The organism is Flavobacterium sp. A45, assembly GCF_002001005.1.
In the GTDB taxonomy this organism is placed as follows: domain Bacteria; phylum Bacteroidota; class Bacteroidia; order Flavobacteriales; family Flavobacteriaceae; genus Flavobacterium.
In genome coordinates this window covers 1-12,800 of record NZ_MUNX01000087.1, presented here as the reverse complement: position 1 = coordinate 12,800, position 12,800 = coordinate 1, and the positions used below count along the sequence as shown (strand labels likewise).

Annotated in this window: 12 protein-coding genes; 3 read left to right on the top strand and 9 right to left on the bottom strand. The window is 33.5% G+C overall.

All coding sequences use genetic code 11. The annotated features are described in order from the left end of the window. Positions 1-35: 35 nt before the first annotated feature. The 3 genes from B0E44_RS10495 to B0E44_RS10485 form a co-directional block, all read right to left on the bottom strand. Positions 36-608, bottom strand: a complete 573-nt coding sequence (locus tag B0E44_RS10495; RefSeq protein WP_077374151.1) for a TMEM175 family protein — start codon at positions 606-608, stop codon at positions 36-38. 51 nt (positions 609-659) lie between these two features. After that, positions 660-1,274, bottom strand: a complete 615-nt coding sequence (locus B0E44_RS10490) for a hypothetical protein (RefSeq protein WP_124019315.1) — start codon at positions 1,272-1,274, stop codon at positions 660-662. A gap of 123 nt (positions 1,275-1,397) precedes the next feature. Next, positions 1,398-2,369 (bottom strand): D-alanine--D-alanine ligase, encoded by a 972-nt coding sequence (locus B0E44_RS10485; protein WP_077374145.1) that lies wholly within the window; start codon positions 2,367-2,369, stop codon positions 1,398-1,400. A gap of 282 nt (positions 2,370-2,651) precedes the next feature. Here B0E44_RS10485 and B0E44_RS10480 point away from each other — a divergent pair, with 282 nt between their 5' ends. Then, positions 2,652-3,275 carry a PASTA domain-containing protein gene (locus B0E44_RS10480; RefSeq protein WP_077374142.1) on the top strand — a complete coding sequence of 208 codons (624 nt, stop codon included), beginning with the start codon at positions 2,652-2,654 and terminating at the stop codon, positions 3,273-3,275. Beyond that, positions 3,265-4,305: an RluA family pseudouridine synthase gene (locus B0E44_RS10475; RefSeq protein WP_077374139.1), complete on the top strand. Its 1,041-nt coding sequence runs from the start codon at positions 3,265-3,267 to the stop codon at positions 4,303-4,305. Before B0E44_RS10480 ends, B0E44_RS10475 begins: the two co-directional genes overlap by 11 nt. Before the next feature lie 107 nt (positions 4,306-4,412). Here B0E44_RS10475 and B0E44_RS10470 read toward each other — a convergent pair whose 3' ends face one another. From B0E44_RS10470 to B0E44_RS10450, 5 genes are all read right to left on the bottom strand, one after another. Continuing rightward, the gene (locus tag B0E44_RS10470; protein ID WP_077374136.1) at positions 4,413-5,642 is read right to left on the bottom strand and encodes an ATP-binding cassette domain-containing protein; all 1,230 of its coding nucleotides are present in this window, start codon (positions 5,640-5,642) and stop codon (positions 4,413-4,415) included. Between the two features lie 86 nt (positions 5,643-5,728). After that, positions 5,729-6,367 carry a hypothetical protein gene (locus tag B0E44_RS10465; protein ID WP_077374133.1) on the bottom strand — a complete coding sequence of 213 codons (639 nt, stop codon included), beginning with the start codon at positions 6,365-6,367 and terminating at the stop codon, positions 5,729-5,731. A gap of 89 nt (positions 6,368-6,456) precedes the next feature. Further along, complete coding sequence (locus tag B0E44_RS10460; protein WP_077374324.1) at positions 6,457-7,875, bottom strand: adenosine deaminase; 1,419 nt, start codon at positions 7,873-7,875, stop codon at positions 6,457-6,459. Between the two features lie 214 nt (positions 7,876-8,089). After that, on the bottom strand, positions 8,090-9,367 hold the full coding sequence (locus tag B0E44_RS10455; RefSeq protein ID WP_077374130.1) for an MFS transporter: 1,278 nt from the start codon (positions 9,365-9,367) through the stop codon (positions 8,090-8,092). Next, complete coding sequence (locus tag B0E44_RS10450; RefSeq protein ID WP_077374127.1) at positions 9,367-9,891, bottom strand: GNAT family N-acetyltransferase; 525 nt, start codon at positions 9,889-9,891, stop codon at positions 9,367-9,369. Before B0E44_RS10450 ends, B0E44_RS10455 begins: the two co-directional genes overlap by 1 nt. Positions 9,892-10,172: 281 nt before the next feature. Here B0E44_RS10450 and yaaA point away from each other — a divergent pair, with 281 nt between their 5' ends. Then, positions 10,173-10,931, top strand: coding sequence for a peroxide stress protein YaaA (gene yaaA / locus B0E44_RS10445; protein ID WP_077374124.1), 759 nt, complete (start codon positions 10,173-10,175; stop codon positions 10,929-10,931). A gap of 96 nt (positions 10,932-11,027) precedes the next feature. Here the strand turns inward: yaaA and B0E44_RS10440 are convergent, their stop codons facing one another. Continuing rightward, entirely contained in the window at positions 11,028-12,182 is a 1,155-nt protein-coding gene (locus tag B0E44_RS10440; RefSeq protein WP_077374121.1) for an alpha/beta hydrolase-fold protein, read from the bottom strand. Positions 12,183-12,800 lie beyond the last annotated feature (618 nt).

The following is a 12,800-nucleotide window of genomic DNA, read 5'->3' as shown; positions in this document are numbered from 1 at the left end:
TTTGTGATTTGGAATATGGCTTTTTCATTTTCAATTTAGTTTAGTTGTTTTTCAATTCTCGAATCTGGAACAATCCAAAGCATCGCTACTGCAATATAAAGCAGACCAGAAATCCAAGGCGAGACAAAAGCCAAGGGAATTGCCAAAAGATAGGCTAATGCGGATATTTTACCTTTTAAATCTTTTTCAACGGCACGATGCAAAATCGAATCTTTTCCTTCTAATTTTATGATTTTATTTTGGAGTAAATTATATGCTACGGCACACATCAATAAAACAAAACCATAAATACTCATAGGTGTTGCTGCAAAATGATGTTCTCCAATCCAGCTTGTTGCAAACGGAATCAAAGACAGCCAAAAGAGTAAAAAAAGATTGCCCCACAAAATAGAACCATTCACTTTTTTAACCACTTGAAACATGTGATGATGGTTGTTCCAATAAATCCCAACATAAATGAAACTCAAAACATAGCTTAAGAAAACTGGAATCAAGTGTGTTAAGGATTCAAAACTATCTTCTTCAGGCGCTTTTATTTCTAAAACCATTATGGTAATGATAATAGCTAATACGCCATCACTAAATGCTTCGATTCTAGTTTTGTTCATTTTTTTCTTTTGAAGTTTCTAAGTTTCTGAGATGCTGAGTTTCTAAAATTTTTATTTTCTTGTAATTGCGACTATTTCATCATTATCAAATAGTTTTAATAAGTCCTTTTTTGAATAACTAATTTTGCTGTTTGTATAATTTTCTGTTTTGTCTATTTCTTTTACTTCAGACTGTAAATATACTTTATAATCATTTTGCGTGGTGTAAACACTATCTTTTGTTACTTTATCTATTCTCATAGTCGAATAATATCCATTTGAAGATTTTAAATTATAAATATCTCCAAAAGCCGGAGTCCTTACTAAAACTTTAGTTTCATTATCTGTTTGATATAAGCTAAAAAAATAATATATTATAAAACAGACTAATATAATGATACCAGAAAACAGCCAAATTGGTCTTCTTTGATTTGTTTTTTTATTTTCATCAATGAGTTTTATTTTAGTATTCTCATCTAAATCTTCGAAATCAATTTCTTTTGAACAATTGTTACATTCTATATGTACTATATTTCCAACAGGGAACAAAGGGATTAATGTTAATGAGGTATATCTTGTGAAAATTTTATAATTTATTGATGAATGAAAATTGCAATTGGGACATTTTATATTAGAAATTGTCTCATTTGATAAACAAGTCCCGTTTGTTCCAATCAATACCATCATATGCTTATTGTTGTTTTTTGTTGTTAATGAATTTTCCTGCTAGGTTTTAGAGACTTGCGGGATCATCCGTTTTTCTAAGTTTCTATGAGCTTAGAAACTTAGAAACTCGGATTCTTGAAACTTTTATTTAATAGCCAACTCAATCGCATTGGTAAACAAATCTGTTAATGAAATTCCGGCTGCTTTGGCTTGCTGCGGAATCAAACTTTCGGTTGTTAATCCAGGAATTGTATTCATTTCGAGCATGTGCGGTTCTCCATTTACGAAGATGAATTCGCTTCTGGAGAAGCCTTTCATTTTTAGCACTTCATAGGCGCGTTTTGCTGCTTCGCTTACTTTTTGAGTCATTTCTTCGGAGATTCTGGCAGGAGTTATTTCCTGTGATTTTCCTTCGTATTTGGCTTCGTAATCAAAGAAATCATTTTCGGAAACAATTTCGGTGATTGGCAGAACGATTATTTCTCCCTGATAGTTGATAACTCCAACAGAAACTTCTGTTCCGTCAAGGAAGCTTTCAATGATGATTTCATTATCTTCTTTGTAGGCAACCTCGATGGCGATTGGTAATTCAGCTTCTGTTTTTACTTTGGAGATTCCAAAACTGGAACCTGATTTATTTGGTTTTACAAAACAAGGTAAGCCAACGGTTTTAACGATTTCGGCAGTATTGAAGATATCGCCTTTGTTTAAATAATAAGAGGTGGCGGTTTTAATGCCATAAGGTTTTAAAACAGAAAGCATGTCACGTTTATTGAACGTTAATGCAGCTTGGTAATAATCACAGGAAGATTGAGGCAGACCGATTAATTCGAAATAAGCCTGCATTAATCCGTCTTCGCCCGGAGTTCCGTGAATGGCATTGAAAACGCAGTCGAAAGTGATTTTGGTTCCGTTTACGGTTGCTGAAAAATCGTTTTTATCAATTGGAAATTCATTGTCTTGGTCATCAACATAGACCCATTTTTCTTTGAAAATATGGACTCTAAATCCGTTGTATTTTGTTTTGTCTAAGAATTGGTAAACTACGTTTCCGCTGATGAGTGAGATCTTGTATTCGCTGGAATAGCCGCCCATAATGATGGCAATGTTTTTCATATTTTGTTTGTTTTTGCCACGAATTACAGGAATTTTTTGAAAGTGTAATCGTGATATCGTGTTTTAATTTTTAAATTCTAATGCTGTTTTGAAAACTGATGCCCTAGCCCCGATAGCAGTGGAAATCCTTTTTATTTTTCCTTTAAAAATAAAAAGATTGCAACGAATAGCGGGAAATAGCTCCTTACAAAAAGGATGCTCGGAAGGACAAATACTATTAAACAAAATTATCATTTTTTTTGAAACGAAATAGCTTTATCTTTGCGGGAAATAAAAATATTTATGAGCTTAAAAAAATATCTTACCAGTCGCATATTTTTTGTACAAGTGCTTATAGCATTTGCAATTATTGTTGTTTTGGCCTATTTATTTATGCATTGGCTGACTTTTACGACCGATCATGGGAATGAAATTGCGGTTCCTAATCTGAGTAAACTTACCGAAGAGCAAGTGGAAGAAAAACTGGACGAATTGGATTTGGATTATGAGTTGTTGGATAGTGTTGATTTTAGAGGGGATTATCCAAAATACAGTGTTGTAGAGCAGGATCCGATGCCTGGCACAAAGGTAAAAGTGGGACGAAAAGTATATATTAAAATTAATTCATCTGGATTTTCGTCTGTGCGAATTCCGGATTTGATTGATAAAACATATCGTGAGGCAGTGCCAACGCTTAAAGCTCTTGGGCTTGAAGCCGGTACTATTACTTATGTCCCTAATTTAGGAAAAGATATGGTCTTGGAGATGCGTTATAAAGGAAGAAATGTGAAACCTGGCGACAGAGTTTTGAAAGCATCCAAAATTGACTTGGTTTTGGGAGATGGAAAAGAGACTTATCAGGAAGAAGAAGCAGTGGACAGCACAGCCGTTCCAGCAGAAGAAGAAACAACAGCGAATGAACAATAATATTGAACCAATAGAAGATTTAGACGAGGAGTTATTTGAGCATTATCGTTATGAAGTGCCGAAGGGACAGGCGATTCTGCGAATTGACAAATACCTGATGGGTATGATTCCGAATGCCACACGAAACAAAATTCAGAACGCCGCTACCGAAGGTAATATTTTTGTGAATGACTTGACTGTAAAGTCAAATTATAAAGTGAAACCCTTGGATGTGATTCAGGTAATGCTTTCGCATCCGCCTTTTGAAAACAGGGTTGATCCAGAGGATATTCCGCTGCATATTGTTTATGAAGATGAAGCTCTTTTGCTAATCAATAAACCGCCAGGATTGGTAGTGCATCCGGGTCATGGGAATTATACAGGTACTTTGGTGAATGCATTGGCTTTTCATTTTGAGAATTTACCAATGAACAGCAGTGAGCGTCCGGGATTGGTTCATAGAATCGACAAGGATACTTCGGGATTATTGGTTATTGCCAAAACCGAAGCTGCGATGACTCATTTGGCTAAACAGTTTGAAGCCAAAACATCCGAAAGGGAATATATTGCTCTAGTTTGGGGAAATGTTGCTCAAGAAGCTGGAACGATCGAAGGAAACTTAGCAAGACACTTGAAAGACCGCATGCAGATGGCTGTTTTTGCTGATCCCGAAATAGGGAAACCTGCAATTACGCATTATAAAGTGCTTGAGCGTTTTGGTTACGTTACATTGATTTCATGTAAACTGGAAACAGGAAGAACGCACCAAATCCGTGCACACTTGAAACATATTGGTCATCCGCTTTTTAATGATGAACGTTATGGCGGTCACTTGATCTTGAAAGGAACTACTTTTACAAAATACAAACAGTTTATAGAGAATTGTTTCAAAGCTTTGCCAAGACAGGCTTTGCATGCTAAAACACTTGGTTTTGTACATCCGAATACGGGTGAAATGATGCGTTTTGACACTGAATTGCCTCAGGATTTTAAGGATTGTATCGAGAAATGGAGAGGTTATTCAAAATCACATCACGCCGAAGAAGATTAATAAAAAAAAAGCCTCAATTTTGAGGCTTTTTTTATGGAATGTCTGCTGATAATAATAGCTGAAAATGGCACACAGATTATACGGATTGTACAGATTTACACGGATTATTAATTGGGAATAGTTTTTATAATTCCTTTAGAACCTGTTGGACTTGGGGTTAATTCTAAAACAGAATTTGGAGAAAGATTCGGTTCTATTCGATGGGAAACGAATAGGATGGCTATATTGGTTTCTTTTTTTATCAAATTGATAAGTTGTGTTACCAATTCTATGTTTTGGTCATCCAAACCTTCAAGAGGTTCATCCAGAATTAATAAAGGAGGATGTTTGATTACCGCACGTGCAATAAGGGCAACTCTTTGTTGTCCGATTGTAAGACGTTTGAATATTTTATTTTTTAGATGACTCATTTGAATAGCTTCAAGCCATTGTTCGGCTATTCTTCGCTGTAAGGTTGTGGGTTCTGTGTATAATCCGATGGAATCAAAGAAACCAGAGAGAATCATTTCTTCCAGACTATAACTTTTATTAAACAAGTCTGTCATCGCTGTATTGAAAAAACCGATTTGTTTTTTGATTTCCCATATACTTTCACCGCTTCCTTTTTTTCTTCCAAAAAGTTCCACATCCTGTCCATATCCTTTTGGATTATCACCTGAAATTAGGGATAATAAAGTGCTTTTACCTGAGCCGTTAGGTCCAATAAGATGCCAAAAATCACCTTGCTTTATAGTCCAGGACAGCGAATCGATAATTGGTTTTTCATCATAGGAAACAGATATGGAATTCATTTTTACAAGAACACTGTCATTGAAAACTTCTTTGTGAATGGGGATTTTTTTACTACCGTTTTCTGATGAATTATTTTCGATTGTATTTATGGATTTTAACTCAAATGAATTATCGGTTATGAGTGCTTTATTGGCAATAAAAGGAAGTAAATCTAAAGTTCGATTGACTAATTGGATAATACGAACGGAACTTGAGATAGTCTCAATTGCAACCGCTAATTCAATTCGGGAAGTTTGGTCCAGATGATCCATAGGATTATCCAGAATGATATAGTCAGGATTTTTTTTGAGACAATATTTTAAAAATTCCTTTTTTCGTTCTCCAGACGAAAAGGTGCGTAAGTTTCGGTTGGATTCAGTGGTTGCTTCAATCGAATCGTATTGGTATTCTTCTTCTATTAATTTTTGAATGGAAATATCAGAATATAGGATTCCGTTTAACGAATTGAAAACGGATAATTCTCCCTGAATTTCTCCCGATAATAATGTGTTTATAAAGGTTTTTTTGTCAACTTGATTGGATAAAAGGATGTCCCAATGTTTCATCTTGTTTAAATGTATTTTGCATTATAAACTAATTTTTGAAATTAGCTTTAATTTTTTTTAATTGATTTTATCAAGATGAGTGATATTTATGACTTAAAGGATTTTCGCTTCAATTCTTTTAATTGTTTTAAAAAATCTTCTTTTGAATATTCACCACGATGTAGGTAGAAATTACCTTTCGGATCCAAAATTATATATCCACCATTGAATCCCTCAAAGAAGAGAAAGTTTTTTTGGATGTAATTATCAGTATCTTTTTGCCAGTTAATCTTATTACCATGGTAGTAATAAAGATTTGTAACATTAGGATTTATTACCCAAAAGTGACTTATCTTTTCAATTTTGTTCATTTCTTTAATAAAATCACCTTCAAAGATACTCCAAGGAACTTGATAGCTTTTCGATACTTTTCTTGGGTCATTGTCAATATAATTTATTACTGTGAAGTTGTTTTTGTCCAAGCTGTAATTTATCTTAAAGTAGTCAAGCGTAGATTCATTTAATTTGCTTGTTATATTTATTTTTGACAAGATAGAGACTTTTATAGAGTCATTTTCATAGATAAGAGGATAGCTTAAATCATTCTTTAAACTCAGATATTGGCTTTCTGATATTTCATATAAGTTATTGTTAGAGTCATTATCATAGTACTTGTGCTTTTTATCTTGAGAAAATAAAAATACAGACTGTGTTGTTACAATTAAAGTAATTAAAATTTTTTTCATAAAATTTATTGCCTTTTAATGTTTTACTGAATGTTAAATTTAAAAGATTTTAATCAATTGTCTAAATCTTGAATGGGTTATTTTTAAATTTATTTCACTGGAAAATTGGCTTCAAAAGTCTTGAATTTATTATCCAAATCTTGAATTAATTGTTTTTTTACTGCAGGATCTTGTATAAAACTATAGTTGATGCTGTTGTAAACAAATTGTTTAATGTCGGTATAGGAAATGGCTTTATATCTTTTTGCCAGTAAAACATATTGCTCGGTCATATTGGTTCGCAATATTCCGGCATCGTCTGTACTAATGACAATTGGTACTCCAAATTCTTTGTACAATAAAATAGGATGGCGGTTTTCTTTTACTTTTAAAATAAACTCATTACTAGTAAGGTTAATTTCAATCGGAATGTTATTCTTCGCCATATAACGCATTAAATCATAGCTCTTTTCTTCGTAAGCGATATCAACTCCATGCCCGATTCTATTGGCTCCAGCGGTATAAACTGCTGCATTGATATGCCAAGACAATTCTTCGGGACGAACTAGTCCAAGGGTAAGTTCACCTGCGTGCATCGTGTATTTTACCTTCGGAAAACGACTGTGGCAATATTTGAACATCACCATGTGTAACCAATAATCTTTCATGGATGTTTCGCCATCTTCGGGAGAAACGATATTGACACCTGCCATCAACGGACTGCTATCAGCTGAGATAAAAGCGACTACTAGATTCTTGAATAAATCCACAGGTTCCATAAAGCGCAGAACAAAATTTTGGTATCGCATAGTGAATTGGCTGTCGTCTATTTTAAGCTCTTTGTGCATTTTGGCTACAAAGTTGGTGTTGAAATCGGCAGCATATTTTTTGGCTTCTTTTTGGTTGAAAATAGTATATAAGGAATCCAAAGATTGCATAATTGCTTTTTCGTTTTTGGTTTCGGCCATTTTTCTCAAATGAGTGTTGTATTTGGCTAAATCGTCAGTTTTTATATCAGAAGGAATAGTCGATAGTTGGGTTTCAATATAGCTTACATTTTCTTTGATAGCCCTGTTTTTTAGTTCTAATAAACCAGCTTCAAAATTGTTTTTTGTGGCAGGCTCAAACTTCATGAAGGATTCAAAGAATAATTTATCAGATGGATAGTCAACATTATTGTAATCTTTGGCAGACCATTTCTGCATTATTTTTTGTTTGTAAGTATCCAATTCGCCGTTTTTTTTCAAAGTAGAAAACAATATCCAATCATTTCCAGATTGTTTCTCTTGGCTGACGGTCATGGTTTGAGTATTTAAATAAAAATCTTTGGCAATGGCGTGAGCCAATAAGGGTTCTGCATAAATCGAACCTGAATAATGATGGTGTAAATCTCCACCTTTAGGCATTTGGGCAAAGAAAGCGGTAAGTGCGGCTTCGTTATTTCTAATTTTTTCAAAATACGTTTCTGCCGATTGAGCGAATCCTAATTGGAATAGGATGTAAAAAAGGAAGGTGAAAAATATCTTCATAGTATAAATTTCATTCAAATATAATTCAAATATAATTGAAATAAAAATTGGCAATTCTGAAAAAAAAAAATTAACCATTAAGAAATTAAGTTCATTAAACATTGAGTCTAAATGAACTTTAATTTCTAAATGGTTTAAAAAAATCTGAAAATGAATGTGTTGTTGTGTAAGTAAATGATTTAACAACGAAAATGTTTTTACTAGTGCATTTTTTTTAAATAAAAGTTTCATCATTACTTTCGGTATAATCTAAATCTACATGGAAAGTTTCCTCTAATTTCCATAGTGCCAACAATGAAATTATCGATAATAACGAGCCAACAATCATACCTGATTTTAGAATGTCTCCTTCAAAAAGGCTATCTCTAAAAAAGCTGTAAATCAAAATAATCAGCGGAAGTGAACCCCTAACAAAATTGGGGACTGTGGTCGTTACCGTAGCTCTGATGTTGGTTCCAAATTGCTCTGCGGCTATGGTTACGAACAAAACCCAATAGCCAACGGAAAATCCCATTGCAAAACAAAGCAAATAGAAAGTCGAAACCGAAATTCCGTAGGCATTCAAATAGACAAATACCATGATTAGGTTAGAAATCAAAAATAGGTACATGATTTTTTTTCGGCTTTTTAGCCATTGGCTTAATAATCCGCTTGCAATATCCCCAAATACCAAACCGCTGTAGCAGAAGGCAATCGCTTTTCCTGCGGCTATGGTTTCGGCTTGTTGAACACCGAGGGCTTTTGCAAATTCGGGTGAAAAAGTAATCAAAACACCCACCAAAAACCAAAGAGGAACACCAATAAGTATGCATTGAAGGTATTTTAAAAACCTTTTTGAATTGGTAAACAAAGACAGAAAGTCTCCTTTCTTTTCGTCGCTTTGCTGGATTTGCTTGAACATTCCGGACTCTGTAATGCTGATTCTTAAAAACAATAACAAGATGCCAAGACCGCCGCCTGCATAATAACATAAGCGCCAATCCTGAAAAAACTGATAGACCAAATAAGCGGCAACCGCTCCCGAAACGCCAACAGAAGCCACAATCATGGTTCCGTAGCCGCGTTTTTCTTTAGGTAGAGATTCGGCAACCAAAGTGATTCCAGCGCCCAATTCTCCTGCAAGTCCGATGCCTGCAATTAATCGCCAAAAAGCATATCCATCAACAGTTGTCACCATTCCGTTTGCAATATTGGCCACTGAATACAGTAAAATTGAACCAAATAATACGGAGATTCGTCCCTTTTTATCTCCTAAAATACCCCATAAAATTCCACCAAACAGCATTCCGAACATTTGCATGCTGATAAGATATTCTCCTTGATCACGTATGGCATCACCTGTTATTCCTAAATCTTTTAAACTATCGGTACGAACGATTCCAAAAAGCAATAAATCATAAATGTCCACAAAATAGCCAAGTGCGGCTACAATCACTGCGGCATTGAGTATGGATTTTGAATTTTGAGACAGTGATGTGTTAGTGCTGGTCATTAGGATTTGGTCTTTATTGGCAATTTCATTAATAAATCGGTTTGCTGGTCATTGCCCAAAATGAAAATATGTTTGTCGAATGTGACAAAACCATTTTTGGTGTAAAATTGTATGGCTCTGAGGTTTTCTTCCCAAACGCCCAGCCAAATATAATCGACGGCATTTTCTTTTGCAACTTTTAAGGCTTGGTCGAGTAAAAGCTGTCCTAATTTTTTTCCGTGAAAAGCTTTTAAAACATAAATTCGCTGTATTTCGATTGTTTCGTCTTTTATTGTTTCAGTTTGTGCATTTCCTAGATTTAACTTGAGATAACCAACTGGTTCATTATCACAAAAGGCGATGTAAAAAGGCGAATCAGGATTGTTTATTTCTAAAGTTAATTGTGCTGTATTGAAATTTTCCTGCACGTATTTCTCCATATTTTCAGGAGTATTTATCTCTGAGAAAGTTTCGGTAAAAGACTCAATACTTATTTTTTGTATCGTGATAAGGTCTTCTAAATTGGCTTTTTTAATTTCTATCATTGGAATCGTTTTTATTTCTTTATAAAATCAAAAATACATAAATAGTATGATTTTTCAGGACTACTGCCATTCTTCTGTTTTACAAACTGTTCTTTGCGTCTCTGCGCCTTAGCGTGAAATTGGGCTCGCAAAGGCGCAGAGACGCAAAGTTTAGACTCTTGGCATGAATTACTGAGATTCATTTTAAAAATCTATGCTTGCATTAAACAATTCAATTCATTGTTTCTGAATTCTAGTTTTCAATTTGTATTTTTGAAAGCGTTTTAAATGAACACATAAATATGAAAATTGTACTCTCTCCAGCCAAATCGTTAAACTTCGAGCAAGAATTACCAACAACCCAACATACAACATCTTCTTTCTTGAAAGAATCTAGACAGGTTCATAAAGTTTTGAAACAGCAATCACCTAAAGACTTATCTGAATTGATGTCGATTTCGGATAAATTGGCGGATTTGAATTGGAAACGCAACCAAGATTGGAAAACTCCTTTCACGCCCGAAAATGCACGTCCGGCAGTTTATGCTTTTGATGGTGATGTTTATACTGGATTGGATGCCTATTCGATTCCGATGGAGAAACTGGAACAGTTTCAAGATACTTTAAGAATTTTATCGGGTTTGTACGGATATTTAAAACCATTGGATTTAATTCAGCCTTACCGACTTGAAATGGGTACAAGATTGCCCATTGGCGAAAGCAAAAATTTATATGATTTTTGGAAAAAGACCATTACCAATTCACTGAACAAAGAACTCAAAAAAGGGGAGTTGTTTATCAATTTGGCAAGCAACGAATATTTTTCGGCTGTGGATGTGAAGGCTTTGAAAGTTCCTGTCATTACTCCAGAATTTAAGGATTATAAAGATGGAAACCTGAAAATGATCAGCTTTTTTGCCAAGAAGGCTAGGGGATTGATGGTGCGTTATATTATTGATACCAATGCCGAAACTATTGATGATTTAAAAGGATTCAATTATGAAGGTTATCAGTATGACGCTAATTTGTCGAAAGGGAATAATTTGGTTTTTACGAGGTAGATTTTGGTAGACAGAGTTCAGGAAGCAGAATTCAGATTTAAGTTTGTCAATGTACTTTGTGGACAAGGATTGCAAATATGCATTATCAGGTTTTCATTATTCGTTAAATTGTGTAATCTCAAAATGATATTCTTTTTTATCTTTAGGGATAATTGTTAGGTTTTCCATTGTCCCATTTTTAATTACTGCTTCTGTTTCCCAATTTCCTTTTGTGAATTTAAATTGAGCTGGAGAATGTATTTTAACTTTTAATTCTCTTTCAAAATCAGATTTTTTATTCATTTTAATTTGATTTGGATTCCAATTTCCTAGACTCATTTGGTTTCCTGTAATAAACAAAGTGTCATCCTTATTGGGAACTTTTACATTAATGGTGATTTCATACTCTTCAGTTGAAAGTTCATTTTGTTGTTCTGGAAAAATAGTATTGAAATAATATTTAATTGCAAAATTTAGACTAGGTGGAAACGTACTCCAATGGTTTTCATTCGAAAAATCTTTAATGGTAAATTTTAACTTATCCGTTTTTAAAGAATCTTTCAAATAGGAATATACTTTTTCTCTTGCAAGTTTCCATTCTTTCTGATTCTCCGCTTCATTTGCGTTACTTAAATATAGGTATTTGTTTGTTTTCAATTTAGAAAAATCAAAATGATACAAATCATCTACTAATCTTTCTTTGTCAAATGAAAAGTTTGGGGAAATAGCAATACAATTGTCAAACAAGTTTGGTTCATTTAGCAATGAGTAGATAACGAAAGAAGCACTTAATGAGTGACCAATAGCAGTTCTGTGCTTTAAAGTTCTATAGTGATTTTCAATATAAGGGACAACTTCATTTTTTACATAACTCAAAAAGTTATTTGCATTTCCTGCATAGCCTCCATAAAAATCTTTGATCGCTGTGTTTTTTGGATATGGCAAGAGGTCATTATTCCTTGCATAATTAAGTTTTTCAATATAAGGAGAAGGGATTCCTACGACAATAAACTTTTTGTCAGCATCACTTAAAAAACTAATTATTGAATGTGTGTAATCAAAAAATTCCCTGTTTTGTGAATCGAAGACATAAAATACATCATAATACGAGTATTGATTTTCGGTATAGTTTTTTGGGGTATAAACTAAAATTTCACGTTTTTGGTTTAATTCTTTTGAATTGATTTTAATATTATCAATTTGAGCAATTTCTTGCCCCTTGATTATATTTATTAGTGAGAAAAATAATAGTAAAAAGGTTGTTTTTTTCATGTTTAATAAATCATGGACAATTTACCTATGCGAGCTATAAAATGGCTCCCAGTCTGCCTTAATTGGACTAGCTTGGTATAATAAATACCTTTTTTGTAGTTCCTTTCAAATATAGAAAATAATAGTCACAAACCTATAAAGTTTGAATTTTAGATTACTACAATAGACTTTAATAAAGTTCCGAACCTTATTATTGATAGTGAAATACTGAGCTCATTATTTGTCGTTTTTTAATCTTGGAAAAAGCGAAATACCTCCTGCTTTCCTACTTGGTAGGACGAAGTTGATCTTTTATACAACAAGAGCGTAGTTTTCTTTGCCATGTAAAATGTTTGAGACTTTTTATTTACGAGAATTACCCTAGTTCTAGATATACTTATTTTTTAATTCGACTTGCTGTCAAAACCAATTGCCTCCATTTAATTATGTACTCAATTTTAGGTGTTCAATTTATGATTGAATTCTGTTTTTGTACTTAGCCTACATTCTGAAAATATACTGATATATTGTTGAATTGAAAGTATAATGTAAAAACCTTTTGTAATTCAGGCTTAAAGTAAGTAGATATTGAAAGTCTTAATTTTAAATAATTTTCAACATTGTGTATTGTATTTTGAC

What these genes read in the sequence shown, in the direction of transcription:
- B0E44_RS10485 (WP_077374145.1), bottom strand. Translation starts at nt 2,369, where the DNA reads ATGAAAAACATTGCCATCATTATGGGCGGCTATTCCAGCGAATACAAG.
- B0E44_RS10465 (WP_077374133.1), bottom strand. Translation starts at nt 6,367, where the DNA reads ATGAAAAAAATTTTAATTACTTTAATTGTAACAACACAGTCTGTATTT.
- B0E44_RS10495 (WP_077374151.1), bottom strand. Translation starts at nt 608, where the DNA reads ATGAACAAAACTAGAATCGAAGCATTTAGTGATGGCGTATTAGCTATT.
- B0E44_RS10475 (WP_077374139.1), top strand. Translation starts at nt 3,265, where the DNA reads ATGAACAATAATATTGAACCAATAGAAGATTTAGACGAGGAGTTATTT.
- B0E44_RS10490 (WP_124019315.1), bottom strand. Translation starts at nt 1,274, where the DNA reads ATGATGGTATTGATTGGAACAAACGGGACTTGTTTATCAAATGAGACA.
- B0E44_RS10450 (WP_077374127.1), bottom strand. Translation starts at nt 9,891, where the DNA reads ATGATAGAAATTAAAAAAGCCAATTTAGAAGACCTTATCACGATACAA.
- B0E44_RS10440 (WP_077374121.1), bottom strand. Translation starts at nt 12,182, where the DNA reads ATGAAAAAAACAACCTTTTTACTATTATTTTTCTCACTAATAAATATA.
- yaaA (WP_077374124.1), top strand. Translation starts at nt 10,173, where the DNA reads ATGAAAATTGTACTCTCTCCAGCCAAATCGTTAAACTTCGAGCAAGAA.
- B0E44_RS10470 (WP_077374136.1), bottom strand. Translation starts at nt 5,642, where the DNA reads ATGAAACATTGGGACATCCTTTTATCCAATCAAGTTGACAAAAAAACC.
- B0E44_RS10480 (WP_077374142.1), top strand. Translation starts at nt 2,652, where the DNA reads ATGAGCTTAAAAAAATATCTTACCAGTCGCATATTTTTTGTACAAGTG.
- B0E44_RS10455 (WP_077374130.1), bottom strand. Translation starts at nt 9,367, where the DNA reads ATGACCAGCACTAACACATCACTGTCTCAAAATTCAAAATCCATACTC.
- B0E44_RS10460 (WP_077374324.1), bottom strand. Translation starts at nt 7,875, where the DNA reads ATGAAGATATTTTTCACCTTCCTTTTTTACATCCTATTCCAATTAGGA.